Here is a 13,901-nt window from a genome sequence, read left to right as displayed (position 1 = left end):
GGCTGGAGCCGGATCTGACGGTCTGCCCCGGCCCCGCCGGTTGCCACCCAAGACTGGGCCTTAGGCACGATGCTGCGTTTCTGGCCACAGACATCGAAAAAAGGGCGGCTCAAGAGGTTCTTTCCTCTTGAGCCGCCCTTCTTGCAGGAGCAGAGCTACTCAGGCACTGCCAGGCGGTGACCACGGCTGACCGCGACGCGGAGCGTGTCCCTCAGAGCTCCCGTCAGGTCCTTCGCCAGAAGTCGTACATCGTCTGGCTCCGTATCGACGTCAGCGAGCATGTCTAACGCCTGCTCCAGAAGTTCGGTTGCTCTGCCGAGTTGTACCGATTCCATGTTGTCGGCCAGGCGGGACATGGGACCGTCACTGTCATCGGTGCTGAGAAAGCAGGGCTTGCCGTCGGGCCCCGTCCATGGGAGGAGCCGCAGTTCGTTTGACGTGGTCATTCTTCCGCCGTCCTCTCGTCGGTCACGTAGTGAGTGGTGAACACCGCTTCGGCGCGGTCCCCCGGCAGCACCAGGAGCGCAGCCTCGACCACGCGTCCACCGGTGTCAGTCATCTGGCGTGTGATGGCGAGGACCCCCAAGGCAGAGCTGATCCGAAGGGTGGATGCCTCCTCCCGTGTCGGGAGTCGAACGCTGACCTTCTCCCGGACTTCAGCCAGCGGCGGGCGGAGCCGCAGCAGGCACGTCATCACCCCCTCGTACGGGAGCGACTCGCGGAGCGCGGCGGCCGGCACCAGGTCGCAAGGAACGTAGATGCGCGTCAAGCTGTGCGGTCTCTCGCCCTCATGGCTGAGACAGAGGAACTCGGTCAGAGGGCTAGTGGGCGACACTTTCAGCAAGGTCGCCAGATGCCCGCGGGCCTGAATCCTGGTGGTGTGGACGGTGACGCTGAGAGCGGCGTGAGCAGCGTGCTGTCCGTCGCGAGTGGTGCGGCCCCCTCCGACGTACGTGATCCTTTGGAGGGGGCGGCGAACGAAGTTCCCCTTGCCGTGGACCTTTTCGACGAGGCCTTCCGCTTGGAGTACGGCGAGAGCGCTCCGCAGCGTCGGTGTGCTGACCCTGTACTCGGAGGCGAGGTGGGCCTCAGCAGGTAGACGCTCGCCGGGTTTGATCCGGCCGGTGGCGATCCGGTCCCGGAGGTCATCGGCGATGGTGTCGCGGCGAGAGGGCACGGGCTGGATCACCGCCTCGCACTCTCCGGAGCCGCAGGGCGTCGAGCCGAGTGCCCATGTGCATGGTCAGCAACTCGCCCGAGTCGAACACAAGTCGCTTGGCTCCACCGGGCAGTTGAAAGAGGTCGATCACTCGGCAGTGCTGGCCTCCGACTTGGATGACGTCGCCGCGCTGCACGCTGGCCGAGGTGATCTCGACGGGGGAGAGCACGACGGCACCGGGTGCGTGTCCCCTCATCTCGCCACCTCCGCCGGCACTTCCTGAGGGGCGAACGTGTGACATTGGCACTCACAGGCTTCGTAGATCACCGGTACGTCGACCGGTGCTGCACTCGGGGAGGACTCCGCGCAGGCGTAGTGCGTACCGATCCGGCACGAGATCGAGCGGTAGGAGTCGGCTTCCGCCCGTCTGGTGTGGGGCGGTTGGCGAGGCATCAGCGGTCCCCCACCGAGGCGAGCCAGGGACCGGCAAAAGGAGGGCAGAGGGCGGCCGTTGAGCGGTGCCGCGCACTCTCCTCGCTGGTCAGCACGTACGGGCGGATGAGCACGTTCTCCTCGCCCCTGAGAACGCTCGTGTGTTCTCGATGCCGACGCATGAACAGCGGTGGCCCGTAGGCGAATGCGGGGGACGCGGCCAACGGCCGTGCGGGCGTTGTGGCGCGGCGGTGCCGGCCCTTGGGGCGGTACCGTGCACTGACGCACGAGACGGTACGGCGGATGCGATTGAACACGCTGCTCAGCTCCTATCGCTGATGGCCCGGTCCCCCGACATCGCCCGTCGCGGGGACCGCTTTGCCTACGACCGCCCAGAGGGTGCGGTCGTTCGAGCTGGTGGCGAGAAGCCCGAATCGGTCGGCCTCGGCCACCGCTTCCAGGACCTCCCGCCATGACTCGGCGGAGAGTGGTTCCGGTACCTCCGCTTCGATGGCCGTGCAGTCGTCGCGCTCCTCCACACGTGTGGTGAGCCCGACGGCCGATAACCGGGCTGCGATGGCCTCCGCGCTCACTTCGTAAGCAGGCACAGGGCATCCTCCGGTCACCGGCGATCACTTTGAGTGAAGCTAGTTAACTAGATTAGAGCTAGTGGACTAGATTTTCCATATGCCTGAGCAGCCGCCCTATCTCCGCATCGCCGACGAACTCCGGCGGCGGATCGCGGAGCACGAGTGGACGCCGGGGGACCGACTTCCTTCCCGGGCCCAGATCGCCCATGAGTGCCAAGTGGGCGAGAACGTGGTCCGCCGAGCCCAGGAACTGCTGATCTCCCAGGGTGTGCTGGAAGGCCGCGCCGGTTCCGGTACCTACGTCGCCGAGCCCCGGCAGCGGGTCCGGGTCGTCCGTTCGTCGGCGCGCGAACAGCCCGAGGGCTCCCCGTTCCGTGCGGACATGAGGGCCGTGGGCAGGCAAGGCGACTGGGAGAGCCGCAGCGAGGCGAAGGTCCCGGCACCAGCGGAGATCGCTGCACGTCTCGGCATCGCCGAGGGTGATCCGTGCGTCCGCACCGCATACGAGTTCCTCGCCGACGGCAGGCCGGTGCAGCTGTCGACGAGTTGGGAGCCGTACGACCTCACCGCCGGCACGCTCGTCGTGCTCCCCGAGGGAGGGCCGTACGCCGGGGCGGGTGTCGTGAACCGCATGGCGGAGATCGGCATCACCGTCAGCCACGCCGTGGAGCAGCCCGAGCCGCGCCAGGCGACCGCCGAGGAGGCGTCACTCCTGGGCATCCAAAAGGGCTCGCTGGTCACCCACATCCGGCGGACGTACTACAGCGACCAGGGACGGCCTGTGGAGACCGCGGACATCGTGGTGCCCGCCGCTCTCTGCGAGATCGTCTACGAGATTCCGATCACTCGGTAGTCAGCCGCCCCGGTGTCCGTTGCCGATGTCCTCAAGCAGTGGTTTGCGCGTGCCCCGGCCGTGCCCCTTCCGTGCCCGATCGAGCGGGAAACCACGGGGAGACACGGCGATGAGCGGGCAGCGGACAGCACAACGGCCCCTGACCGTATGTCCTGGTCAGAGGCCGTTCTCAGTGCTCATCGTGCGGAGGCGGTGAGATTCGAACTCACGGTGACATCGCTGCCACGACGGTTTTCAAGACCGTTCCCTTAGGCCGCTCGGGCACGCCTCCCCGCGCCGTCGGCACCGGCGGCGCGGGGACAAGAGTAACGGGTTGGGACGGGCGCGCGGGGTTGGGATCTCGGGGAGTTCGGTCGGGGGTGCGTGGGGTCAGCTGTCGCCGACTCGGGACCCCAGGGTGAGTTCGACCGTGCGGGTCTTGCCGTCGCGCTCGTAGGTGACCGTGACCTTGTCGCCGGGCTTGTGGGTCCAGATCTCGCCGATCAGGGTGGGGCCGGAGTCGATCACCCTGTCGTCCAGCTTGGTGATGACGTCGCCGGGCTTGAGGCCGGCCTTCGCGGCGGGGCCTCCGGCCTCGACCGGCTCGGAGCCGCTCGCACCCTGCTCGGTGATCTGCGCGCCGTCCGTGGAGTCGTCCAGGGAGACGGACGCGCCGATCTTGGCGTAGACCGGCTTGCCGGTCTTGATCAGTTGCTGGGCGACGTACTTGGCCTGGTTGATCGGGATGGCGAAACCCAGGCCGATCGAGCCGGACTGGCTGGTTCCGCCCAGCCCGCCGTTGCTGGTGGACTGGATCGCGGAGTTGATGCCGATGACGTTGCCCTGGGCGTCCAGGAGCGGGCCGCCGGAGTTGCCCGGGTTGATCGACGCGTCGGTCTGCAGGGCGCTCATGTACGACGCGCTGCTGCCGGTGGCGTCGCTGGAGGCCACCGGGCGGTTCTTGGCGCTGATGATGCCCGTCGTGACCGTGTTGGACAGGCCGAAGGGGGCGCCGATCGCGATCGTGGAGTCGCCGACCGCCACCTTGTCCGAGTCGCCGAGTGTCAGCGGCTTGAGGTCGTTCGGGGCGTTCTTGAGCTTGATGACCGCGACGTCGTAGCCCTGCGCGTTGCCGACGACCTCCGCGTCGTACTTCTTGCCGTTCGGGAACGTCGCCGTGAGCTTGCCGCCGTCGACGGCGTCGGCCACCACGTGGTTGTTGGTGACGATGTGGCCTTGGGTGTCGAAGACGAAGCCGGTGCCGGTGCCGCCCTCGCCGGCGCTGCTCTCGGCCTCGATGGTGACGGTGCTCGGCAGCGCCTTGGCGGCCACGCCCGCGACCGTGCCCGCGTCGCGCTTGACGGAGCCGCCGCTGTCGGAGGCGGAGACGGTGGTCGAGGAGGTGTTGTCCTCGTTCTTGGCCAGGGTGTAGCCGAGCCCGCCGCCCAGGCCGCCCGCGACCAGCGCGGCCACCAGGAGCCCGGCGACCAGGCCGCCGCGTCCGCGGCCGGGCTTGGGGGCCGGGGGCTGGTAGAAGGCGCCCCAGCCGGAGCCCGCGCCCGCGCCGCCGTCGCCGTACGCATGGGTGGGCGGCGCCGGGGGCGGCCAGCCGCCTTCCGGACCGGAGCCTTCGGGACCGCTGCCTTGCGGGGGGCCGAAGCCCTGAGGTGCGTTGTGGCTCTGAGGGGCGCCGCTGCCCTGAGGAGCCTCGTGCCCCTGAGGTCCGCCGTGTCCCTGAGGGGACCCTTGACCCTGAGCGGCACCGCCGTGGTCCGTCGAGGCGTAGGCGGGGGCCTGGCCCGCGTGCACCAGATCCTGCTGCTGGGCGCCGGGGGCGCTCGGCGGCGTCGGCGGGATCGGGGTCGTCGGGGCACCCTGGTCGGGAGCGGGGTGCTCCTGGGGCGCCGAAGCAGCGGGAGCATCCACCGGCACGGGGGGTGCGGACGGGGCCGGGGGTACCGCGGTGCCCTCGTTCTCGGTGCTCACAGCTTTTCTCCTCGATCCACGGCTGTTGTTGTCGGTCGCACTCGGTCACGCCCGTTCACGCTGGTCGACGGTCGTCGACGGTCCTGCGTGAGTCAGCTGTGCATGTCTGTTTGTATGCCGTCAGCTTTTCCCACGGGCCGTCAGAGCACCATAAGCGGTGCCTGTGGGTCCACGGCCATTCTTTATATAGGGCATGTATGACAAACAGGGCGCAATCCAGAAGCCTCCGTTCGCACGCGTACCCGCGCGCGGTGGCACCATGACGCGGTGACCCACGCACGGCAGCCCCGGATTCAAGTCGTCGCCCACCGCGGAGCCTCGGAAGAGGCCCCCGAGCACACCCTGGCCGCGTACAAGAAGGCGATCGAGGACGGCGCCGACGCACTCGAGTGCGATGTACGGCTGACCGCGGACGGCCATCTCGTCTGCGTCCACGACCGACGCGTCAACCGGACGTCCAACGGCCGCGGCGCGGTCTCGGCCCTGGAGCTCGCCGACCTCGCCGCCCTGGACTTCGGCTCCCGGAAGACGCGGGACATCTGGCGCACGCGCGACGAGGAGCCCGACTGGGAGCACCGCCCCGAGGACCGCGAGGACACCTCCGTGCTCACCCTGGAGCGGCTGCTCGAACTCGTCGCCGACGCGGGGCGCCGGGTGGAGCTGGCCATCGAGACCAAGCACCCCACGCGCTGGGCCGGACAGGTCGAGGAGCGGCTGCTGATGCTGCTGAAGCGGTTCGGGCTCGACGCCCCTGCCGCGGCCGCCGACTCCCCGGTGCGTGTGATGAGTTTCTCAGCACGCTCGCTGCACCGGGTGCGGGCGGCCTCGCCGACGCTGCCCACGGTCTATCTGATGCAGTTCGTCTCGCCCCGGCTGCGCGACGGGCGGCTGCCCGCGGGTGTCCGGATCGCGGGCCCCTCGATCCGTATCGTGCGCAACCACCCCGCGTTCATCGAGCGCCTGAAGCTGGCCGGCCACCAGGTGCACGTGTGGACGGTGAACGAGCCGGAGGACATCGACCTCTGCGTCGACCTGGGCATCGACGCCATCATCACCAACCGCCCGCGCGCGGTGCTGGACCGTCTCGGTCGCTGAGCGCGTCCGCCCCCTTGACCCGGCGGCCGGACTGACGCCATCCTCCGGTCTCGGCCCACCGTCGAAATCCAGCCATACGGCTACAGGGAGTGCTCCGGCGCGTTCGGTCCGTATTCGATCGTTGCGAATGCGTCACCGTAAGGGGATTGGCCGGTTTCCGGTACAGGCCAATGGGGCATCCACACCGTGGCGTGGGGCAAAGGAGGTCTCGGGGGTGGCGTTGGTGGTGGCACAGGAGGTGCCCACGTCGTCGAGCATGGCCGTACCCCATGGCCCTGCGGGCGTGGGGGATGCGAGACGCCGTATGCGCGATCAGTTGCGCAGCGGCGGAGTGTCGGAATCGGTCATCGACGACGCCGTATTGATTCTTTCCGAACTCTTGAGCAATGCGTGCAAGCACGGCCGGCCGCTGGGCGACGCCCTGGCCGGGGACGGCGATGTCCGGGCCGCATGGCGCGTGGACGCCCGCGGCAGACTCACGGTCGAGGTGACGGACGGCGGTGGGCCCACCCGCCCGGCTCCGGCCACGCCCTCGGTCACCGCACACGGCGGCCGTGGGCTGAACATCATCACCGCGCTGGCCGACGACTGGGGCGTACGCGACGACGCCCGCGGCGAGGTCACGGTGTGGGTCGTCGTCCACTCCGACGTACACGATCCCGACGCCGGTCACCGCCGCGACGACTTCGCTACGCGCATCACGGCCCCGTCGGTCTCGGCGATACCCCACCAGCTGGACTTCGCGGACGCCTTCGACGACATGGACTGAGACGGCCCGGGCTGAGGCCGTCCAGGCAGAGGCCATCCAGGCTGAGGCCGCCCGGGCAGAGGCCGTCCCGACTGAAGCCCGGCCGGGCTGAAGCCGCCCCGACTCGCAGCCGCCTGGACTGACACGGCCCGGACTGACGCGCCGCTCGCCACGGCGGCCCGCTTCCCCGATCCGACACATGGCCCAGGGCTCGGCACCGCCGCCCGTTTCCCGCTCCGCCGGGTCGTCCACAGCTCGCCACGCAGACCCGCCGTTATCCACAGGCCCGGTCGTTCCCGGCGCAAACGGCTAGGCTCGCGCCGTACGAGACGAGCCGTAACCGGGAGACACCCACGATGGCCAAGAAGCGACCCCAGACCAAGGCCAAGCGCCCGCAGCTCAGCGACAGCGAGATCCCGGTCGTCGGCGCCCGCGAGCCCTGCCCCTGCGGCAGCGGCCGCCGTTACAAGGCCTGCCACGGGCGGGCCGCCGCGCAGGCCGCCACCGAGCTGGTGCACCGCCCCTTCGAGGGACTGCCCGGCGAGTGCGACTGGGTGGCGCTGCGCGAACTGGTGCCGGCCGCCACGGTCGAGCTGACCCTGAAGAAGGGCCTCCCTGAAGGCGTCCCGTCGGTCACGCTGGCCACAGTCCTGCCGATGGCCTGGCCGGCCCTGCGTCGCGACGACGGCTCTGTCCTGCTCGGCCTGCAGAACGACACGGCGTCGGGCGACATCAGCCGCGACCTCGCCGACACCCTCCTGCGCGCGCTGGAAGCGAAGCCCGGCACGCCGGTGCAGAGTCGGCGCGCCCCGGCCGACGGTCCACGGCTGCAGGAACTGCTCGACCCCGAAGGCGCGTTCGAGCCAGTTGTGCACCCGGGCTTCGAGTTCTGGGTCCCGGACCCGGAGAACGCCACACCCGAGGTCACCGCATCCCTGGAGCGAGCCAACGCCGCGGCCATCCCGACCGTGCGGCTGACCGGTGTGGACGCCGCGTACTGGTGCGAGACCCCGGAGAAGAACCACCTGCGCTGGGTCATGCCGCACCCGGAGGAGCAGCTTCTGGACGCTCTCGCGCGGCTGCACGCGGCGGGCGGCTCCAGCCTCGGCGAGGGCACCCGTCTGGTGGGCTCCTTCCGCGCTCACGGGCTCACCGTGCCGGTCTGGGACCTGCCGAGCGGGGTCGGCGCGCAGGACGTGGAGAAGCCGGCCGCCGAGTTCGCCGAGCGCCTCGCCGGGGCGCTGGCCGTGGACGCGCCGCTGACCGCCGACGAGCGCCGCGCGCGCGGCGGCCTGACCAACCGGCAGGTCACGCTCAGTTGACGAAGTCCGTGCGGCTGACCCGTCGGTCAGCCGCACGGCGTCTCGCGGAACGGCCGACTCCGCCCCGCAACTCCCGTTCGGGACAAGCCAGATCGGTGTCCGAATAGCCAAGGATGAAGCGAGACGGAATTTGCGAACGGCCGATCTCTTGTTACCGTTCCATTAGCCCGGTTGCTGGTGCATCCCCCGTCGCCAGCAACCGGGTCTTTTTCATGTGCGGGCGCCTTTACGGAACGATGTCGCCCGTCAACTCCTTGTAGGCGCCCCGGAGTTGCTCCCGGAGTTGCTCCCGGACCGCAGCAGCAGTGGCCCGTCCCCGGCCCGCGCGAACTCCGCGACCGCGGTGTACCCGTCGAGATTCCCGCGGGTGCGTTCCCGAGGTGTCTCGCAGCTCCCCGGCTCGTCCTCGGCGCCCACCGCGCAGTGCATCTGGACGGTGCGGCCGCCGGGCCCCATGAGGCTCAGTACGGAGTCCAGGGCGTCGCCGGTGGCATTGCGGTAGTAGGTGCGCGCCCAGGTTTCCTCACCCTGCGTCAGCACACAGGTCTGCGCCTCGATGCCGTCGGGGGAAGTGAGGTCGGGTCCGCAGCGGGCCGCGGTGGCCAGGCCCAGGCCGAGGAGCAGCGGGGAGCGGGTGGGTTCGGCGGAGGGCGCCTTGGGGTCTCCGTGAGGCGAGGGACGTACGGACGGACGCACGGAATCACCCGCCGCGTCGCGCACAGTGGTACGTGCGGCCGTGCGCTCCGCGTCGCCCACCTGTCCCGCGGACGCCACGGCCAGCGGCAGCGCGACCGCGCACACCGCGACGCCCGCAAGGGCGAGCAGACGAAGGTTCATGGACGGAAGATAACGAGCGGGAACGGGCGCCCGGTTCCGCCCGCGCCCGACACCCCTACAACTCGGGCGCGCTCACACCCGTACGAGTGAGTGCCTTGACCACGGCGTCCACCACGGCCTCCACGTCCGGCACCCACGGCGAGGCCGAGCCGGGCAGTGGTGCGCGCTCCCAGCGGATCTCGCCCTGGGGAGTGTCGGACGGGGGCAGGGCCAGATAGCCGCCCTCGCCGTGGAAGCGGAGGGAGCCGGGGACGAAGTCCTGGGCGTACAGCAGTTCGCCCAGCTGTTCCATGGAGTACGGCTTCACGAGCAACGCCCAGCGCGTGGGCGAGGCGACGACCGGGCCGAGGCGCATGCCCTTGCGGTCGAGCGCGTCGAGGGCGCGGGCGGCCGGCAGGGCGGGCAGGCTGACCGCACAGGGAGCCTTGCCGCCGGTGGCCAGGATGATCGGCGCGGCGGGCCGGTTGGCCCACCACCAGCGCACCATGCGCTCGTCGGTGGTGGCCGCGAGGAGGCCGGGGTCGAAGGGGTGGGCACCGGGCACCGTGCACTCGGGGTCCGGGCACCCGCAACGGTCCCGCCCCTGCGGGTCCGCCGCCACACCCGGGAGTACGGGCCACTGCCATTCCGTCGCGAAGGTCAGGGCCGCGCTGATCAACTCAGGCCTCCCGTCGCTGCGCTGGGACAGGAGCCTGCGTCGCCTTCCGAGGATCTCGCGCATGAGCGCTCGTTCCTTTCCGTTGCACCGCTGGCAACACCGTGGACCACATCACACCATGTGTCGATCACTTCACTGTGCGTACCTGTTGGCGCATCACACCCCTGTCGGAGACAAGGGGAACCCCTATGGGCCGAACGTTGGCTGCGTCCGCGGCAGCCTCGCCCATACTGCGTCTGTCAAAAGCATGAGCGTGGCGTGGGGGTGGCGAAGTCTGGCGTTTGCCGTCGCGCGTATTTCTCTTCGCCTCCGCCACGGGAGGATGGGGCTCGGTCGTCGGTGGTTAAGACGCCCGGGTCCGTCGCCAGGTTCCGGGTGGTTCTCGACCACCCCTGGCCTTCTCCGAGTACGTACCCATCACGACCGCTGTGACGCTCTGTGGAGCAAGCCCAGTCGACCGCAATATGCCGTTCCCCGGGGCAGTTTTAAGCCAAGTTTGCCATATGACACTTCGTTCACGAATGCCCCACAGACACCAGGAATCCCAGCAGGACAATACTGGACATCCCCTCTCGAGTGCGTGTACATGTGGAGACACTGCTAGCGGCGCAGAATGACATGGGGGTTTGCGATGCTTTTGAGCAGTACGCACCGGTCGGAAAGCCGGACACCATGAACGCCCCTCACCCTCCGAAAGTGGCTGGAATCGATTCAACGGTTCCCTCGCCCGCACACACTGTCGCGCCCGCGCCGGCCGCCTCGGGCGCCTCTGCCGTCCTCTCACCGAACGCACCGGGCGCACTGCTTCAGGACCGTCTCGCCGGTTGGGTCTCGGACCTCACGACCCTCCACGAACTCACCGAACGCCTGGCCCGCACGGATGCGCTCCCCGACGCCCTCCACGAAGTCCTGAGCGCCGGAGCCGCCCTGGTGGGCGCCCGCCGCGGACTCGTCGTGCTGGAGCCGGGCGACGGACTCGGCCCCGACACCACCATCGGCCTGGGCCTGGCCCGCGCCGACCTCGGGCACATCGAGACCGTGCCGCGCAGCTCCATGTCGTACGGCCGCATCCTGGACGGTCTGCCGGGCGGCGACGGCGGGATCGCGCAGCCCGATCTCTTCGCCGAGGACGGGCTCGACCCCCGCCACCGCGCGGTGGCCGCCCGCCTCGGCTACGCCGCCAGCTACACGCTCCCCCTGTCCGCCGAGGCGGCCACCGAGGCCGCCGCCCGTCTGGGCGCGGCCGTATGGCTCTACGACGAGCCCGCCGAGCCCGCCGAGCGCCAGCGCCACCTCGTGGGGCTGTACGCCCGTTACGCCGGGGAGCATCTGGCCCGGCTGGTCGAGGTGGAGCGCACGCGCGCGTGCATGGCGACGATCGCCGAGGAACTGCTGCCGTCCCGGCTCCCCCGCGTGGGCGGAGTACGGCTCGCCGCCCGGCACCGCACGGGGCCTCACGGCGGCGGCGACTGGTACGACGCGCTGCCCCTGCCGGACGCGGCGCTGGGCCTCGCGGTGGGGTCGGTGACGGGCTCCGGGCCCAGCGCGATCGCGGCGATGGGACGGCTGAGGGCGTCCCTGCGGGCGTACACCGTGATGGAGGGCGAGGACCCGGTCGCCGTCCTGTCCGACCTGGAGCTGCTGCTCAGGCTCACCGAGCCCGCCCGCTCGGCCACCGCCCTGTTCGCCTACTGCGAACCCGCCCTGCGCAAGATCACGCTCGCCGGGGCCGGGCACAGTCCCCCGCTGCTGATCGGCGAGCGGCGCACGGAGTTCGTGGAGACCTCCGTGTCGGCGCCCCTGGGGATGCTCGCCTGCTGGGAGGCGCCGAGCGTGGAGCTCCAGGCGGAGCCGGGCGAGACGGTTCTGCTCTATACCGACGGGCTGCTGCACCGCACCGGCGACCCCACGGACCGCGCCTTCGCCCGGCTGCACGCGGCGGCGGCCGGCGTACCGAAGGCGCTGCGGCGCGACCCTGAGGCCATCGTCGACCACGTCCTGCGGACCGTGCTGCCGGGCGGGCTGGACGATGCGGACAGCGAGGAGGATGTCGTCCTGCTGGCGGCGTACTTCGAGTGAGTGCGCGGAGTGAGTGCCCGGTGACAGGTTCCCCGGGAACGGGTCGTTCTTCCCTGGGCCCCTTTACGTACGACCGTACGATGGAGGGGTCCAGTGCCGTATCGAGGAGGATGACCGTGGCCGAAGAGCTCACCCCGGCAGCATCTGATTCTGTTGCTGACGCAGCGGGCCCGGAGCCTGAGTCTGAGGAGCCGATCAAGAAGCGCAAGAACGGCCTGTACCCGGGCGTGTCCGACGAGCTGGCCGAGAACATGAAGTCCGGCTGGGCCGACACGGCACTGCGCGACCTGAAGCCGATCCCGCAGGCCGCCGAGACCGCCGCGCGCCGGGCCGCGCTGTCCGCGCGCTTCCCGGGCGAGCGCCTGGTCATCCCCGCGGGCAACCTGAAGACCCGCTCGAACGACACCGAGTACCCCTTCCGGGCCTCGGTCGAGTACGCGTACCTCACCGGCAACCAGACCGAGGACGGCGTGCTGGTCCTGGAGCCCAAGAACGAGGGGCATGACGCGACGATCTACCTCCTGCCGCGCTCCGACCGCGAGAACGGCGAGTTCTGGCTGTCCGGCCAGGGCGAGCTGTGGGTCGGCCGCCGGCATTCGCTCACCGAGTCCGAGGCGCTGTACGGCATCCCCGCCGCCGACGTACGGGAGCTGGCCGACAAGCTGCGCGAGGCCACCGGCCCGGTCCGGGTCGTGCGCGGGTACGACGCCGGCATCGAGGCCGCGCTGACCGACAAGGTCACCGCCGAGCGCGACGAGGAGCTGCGCGTCTTCCTGTCCGAGGCACGGCTGGTCAAGGACGAGTTCGAGATCGGCGAGCTGCAGAAGGCGGTCGACTCGACGGTCCGCGGCTTCGAGGACGTCGTACGCGTTCTGGACAAGGCCGAGGCCACCTCCGAGCGGTACATCGAGGGCACGTTCTTCCTCCGCGCGCGCGTGGAGGGCAACGACGTCGGCTACGGCTCCATCTGCGCGGCCGGTCCGCACGCCTGCACGCTGCACTGGGTGCGCAACGACGGGCCGGTGCGGTCGGGCGAGCTGCTGCTGCTCGACGCGGGTGTGGAGACGCACACGTACTACACCGCCGACGTCACGCGCACGCTGCCGATCAACGGCCGCTACAGCGAGATCCAGAAGAAGATCTACGACGCCGTGTACGACGCCCAGGAGGCCGGTATCGCGGCGGTGAAGCCGGGCGCGAAGTACCGGGACTTCCATGACGCCGCGCAGCGGGTGCTGGCCGAGCGGCTGGTCGAGTGGGGGCTGGTCGAGGGGCCGGTCGAGCGGGTGCTGGAGCTGGGGTTGCAGCGGCGGTGGACGCTGCATGGCACTGGGCACATGCTCGGGATGGATGTTCATGACTGTGCGGCCGCGCGGGTGGAGTCGTATGTCGACGGCACGCTGGAGCCCGGTATGTGCCTGACGGTTGAGCCGGGGTTGTACTTCCAGGCCGATGATCTGACGGTGCCGGAGGAGTACCGGGGGATTGGTGTGCGGATCGAGGACGACATTCTGGTGACGGAGGACGGGAACCGGAATCTGTCGGCGGGGCTGCCGCGCCGGTCTGACGAGGTCGAGGCATGGATGGCGGGCCTCAAGGAGAGCTGATCTTTCGTCTGCGGGTTCGCTGTGTCTGATCGCGCCCACGCGGCGGAGCCGCATATGTCACAGCCCCGCGCCCCTGAAGGCGTTGGTGTGGACCTGCACCTAGAGCTCACCGCTGCCGACGGGCGTCGTGCGGGGCTTGAGCGGGCCCTGCGCGACGCCGTTCGGAAGGGGCGGCCGGCCCCCGGGGCGCGGTTGCCCGCGACGCGCCGGGCCCACCGGCGGACGGACGTCAGGCGGCAGCCTGTCCTCGCGAACTGACCGGCACCGGCAGCGAGTCCAGGAACAGCGCCCCTGCGAGCAGCCCCGCACTCCCCCGTGGGCTCCACGCGCGCGCGTGCAGGTCGGCATCGAGGGCGGCCAGGGCCTCCCGGCCCGCCTCCGTCGCCGTACCGCCCGCCTCCAGGACCTCGCGGGCGCCCGCCTGGACGTGGCGCAGGCCGATCGGGCCCGCGGTGTGCAGGAGTTCGGTGTCCTGGAGCGTGGACATCACGGTGAGCAGGGCGTCCAGCCGGGCCTCGGCCTCCGTGGCGCCGGCCGAGCGCGCGGCGGCGAGCCT

13 protein-coding genes, 1 tRNA gene and 1 pseudogene are annotated in these 13,901 nt (G+C 70.4%); 7 read left to right on the top strand and 8 right to left on the bottom strand.

Annotated features, from left to right (window positions below):
• Positions 1 to 155: 155 nt before the first annotated feature.
• The 3 genes from CLM62_RS52495 to CLM62_RS43880 form a co-directional block, all read right to left on the bottom strand.
• The gene (locus tag CLM62_RS52495; protein WP_095755488.1) at positions 156 to 446 is read right to left on the bottom strand and encodes a hypothetical protein; all 291 of its coding nucleotides are present in this window, start codon (positions 444 to 446) and stop codon (positions 156 to 158) included.
• Positions 443 to 1,189 (bottom strand): GntR family transcriptional regulator, encoded by a 747-nt coding sequence (locus CLM62_RS43900; RefSeq protein ID WP_257004438.1) that lies wholly within the window; start codon positions 1,187 to 1,189, stop codon positions 443 to 445. Before CLM62_RS43900 ends, CLM62_RS52495 begins: the two co-directional genes overlap by 4 nt.
• 731 nt (positions 1,190 to 1,920) lie before the next feature.
• On the bottom strand, positions 1,921 to 2,199 hold the full coding sequence (locus CLM62_RS43880) for a hypothetical protein (RefSeq protein ID WP_095755484.1): 279 nt from the start codon (positions 2,197 to 2,199) through the stop codon (positions 1,921 to 1,923).
• Positions 2,200 to 2,278: 79 nt separating this feature from the next.
• Between CLM62_RS43880 and CLM62_RS43875 the strand changes: the two genes are divergently transcribed.
• The gene (locus CLM62_RS43875; protein ID WP_095755483.1) at positions 2,279 to 3,034 is read left to right on the top strand and encodes a GntR family transcriptional regulator; all 756 of its coding nucleotides are present in this window, start codon (positions 2,279 to 2,281) and stop codon (positions 3,032 to 3,034) included.
• 184 nt (positions 3,035 to 3,218) lie between these two features.
• On the opposite strand, the gene CLM62_RS43870 is transcribed toward CLM62_RS43875, so the two are convergent.
• Positions 3,219 to 3,305 (bottom strand) — tRNA-Ser (locus CLM62_RS43870).
• 98 nt (positions 3,306 to 3,403) lie between these two features.
• A complete protein-coding gene (locus CLM62_RS43865; protein WP_095755482.1) occupies positions 3,404 to 4,999 on the bottom strand; it encodes a S1C family serine protease in 1,596 nt (531 codons plus the stop codon).
• Between the two features lie 267 nt (positions 5,000 to 5,266).
• Here CLM62_RS43865 and CLM62_RS43855 point away from each other — a divergent pair, with 267 nt between their 5' ends.
• From CLM62_RS43855 to CLM62_RS43845, 3 genes are all read left to right on the top strand, one after another.
• Positions 5,267 to 6,094 (top strand): glycerophosphodiester phosphodiesterase, encoded by an 828-nt coding sequence (locus tag CLM62_RS43855; protein WP_095755481.1) that lies wholly within the window; start codon positions 5,267 to 5,269, stop codon positions 6,092 to 6,094.
• A gap of 127 nt (positions 6,095 to 6,221) precedes the next feature.
• Positions 6,222 to 6,863, top strand: a complete 642-nt coding sequence (locus CLM62_RS43850; RefSeq protein WP_095755480.1) for an ATP-binding protein — start codon at positions 6,222 to 6,224, stop codon at positions 6,861 to 6,863.
• 335 nt (positions 6,864 to 7,198) lie between these two features.
• Positions 7,199 to 8,164 (top strand): DUF5926 family protein, encoded by a 966-nt coding sequence (locus CLM62_RS43845; protein WP_095755479.1) that lies wholly within the window; start codon positions 7,199 to 7,201, stop codon positions 8,162 to 8,164.
• A gap of 246 nt (positions 8,165 to 8,410) precedes the next feature.
• Here CLM62_RS43845 and CLM62_RS43840 read toward each other — a convergent pair whose 3' ends face one another.
• Positions 8,411 to 9,001 carry a hypothetical protein gene (locus tag CLM62_RS43840; protein ID WP_095755478.1) on the bottom strand — a complete coding sequence of 197 codons (591 nt, stop codon included), beginning with the start codon at positions 8,999 to 9,001 and terminating at the stop codon, positions 8,411 to 8,413.
• Between the two features lie 55 nt (positions 9,002 to 9,056).
• Positions 9,057 to 9,722 (bottom strand): bifunctional DNA primase/polymerase, encoded by a 666-nt coding sequence (locus tag CLM62_RS43835; RefSeq protein WP_095755477.1) that lies wholly within the window; start codon positions 9,720 to 9,722, stop codon positions 9,057 to 9,059.
• A gap of 492 nt (positions 9,723 to 10,214) precedes the next feature.
• On the opposite strand from CLM62_RS43835, the gene CLM62_RS43830 reads away from it, so the two are divergent.
• The 3 genes and pseudogenes from CLM62_RS43830 to CLM62_RS52485 all read left to right on the top strand — a co-directional run.
• On the top strand, positions 10,215 to 11,738 hold the full coding sequence (locus CLM62_RS43830; protein WP_179382479.1) for a PP2C family protein-serine/threonine phosphatase: 1,524 nt from the start codon (positions 10,215 to 10,217) through the stop codon (positions 11,736 to 11,738).
• A gap of 110 nt (positions 11,739 to 11,848) precedes the next feature.
• The gene (locus tag CLM62_RS43825) at positions 11,849 to 13,345 is read left to right on the top strand and encodes an aminopeptidase P family protein (RefSeq protein WP_179382476.1); all 1,497 of its coding nucleotides are present in this window, start codon (positions 11,849 to 11,851) and stop codon (positions 13,343 to 13,345) included.
• A 54-nt stretch (positions 13,346 to 13,399) separates the two neighbouring features.
• Positions 13,400 to 13,559: pseudogene (locus CLM62_RS52485) on the top strand (PLP-dependent aminotransferase family protein); the annotation flags it as partial.
• A gap of 15 nt (positions 13,560 to 13,574) precedes the next feature.
• Here CLM62_RS52485 and CLM62_RS43815 read toward each other — a convergent pair.
• On the bottom strand, positions 13,575 to 13,901 hold a 327-nt coding region (locus CLM62_RS43815; RefSeq protein WP_179382475.1), incomplete at its 5' end, for a triphosphoribosyl-dephospho-CoA synthase.

Source organism: Streptomyces sp. SA15, from assembly GCF_002291145.1.
Taxonomy (GTDB): Bacteria; Actinomycetota; Actinomycetes; order Streptomycetales; family Streptomycetaceae; genus Streptomyces.
The sequence above is the reverse complement of the archived record's forward strand: the minus strand, read 5'-3'. Positions and strand labels throughout refer to the sequence as shown.

Bases quoted from the DNA above. Each gene is read 5' to 3' on its own strand.
- CLM62_RS52495 (WP_095755488.1), bottom strand. From the start codon at position 446: ATGACCACGTCAAACGAACTGCGGCTCCTCCCATGGACGGGGCCCGAC.
- CLM62_RS43875 (WP_095755483.1), top strand. From the start codon at position 2,279: ATGCCTGAGCAGCCGCCCTATCTCCGCATCGCCGACGAACTCCGGCGG.
- CLM62_RS43850 (WP_095755480.1), top strand. From the start codon at position 6,222: ATGCGTCACCGTAAGGGGATTGGCCGGTTTCCGGTACAGGCCAATGGG.
- CLM62_RS43845 (WP_095755479.1), top strand. From the start codon at position 7,199: ATGGCCAAGAAGCGACCCCAGACCAAGGCCAAGCGCCCGCAGCTCAGC.
- CLM62_RS43840 (WP_095755478.1), bottom strand. From the start codon at position 9,001: ATGAACCTTCGTCTGCTCGCCCTTGCGGGCGTCGCGGTGTGCGCGGTC.
- CLM62_RS43835 (WP_095755477.1), bottom strand. From the start codon at position 9,722: ATGCGCGAGATCCTCGGAAGGCGACGCAGGCTCCTGTCCCAGCGCAGC.
- CLM62_RS43825 (WP_179382476.1), top strand. From the start codon at position 11,849: ATGACCGTGGCCGAAGAGCTCACCCCGGCAGCATCTGATTCTGTTGCT.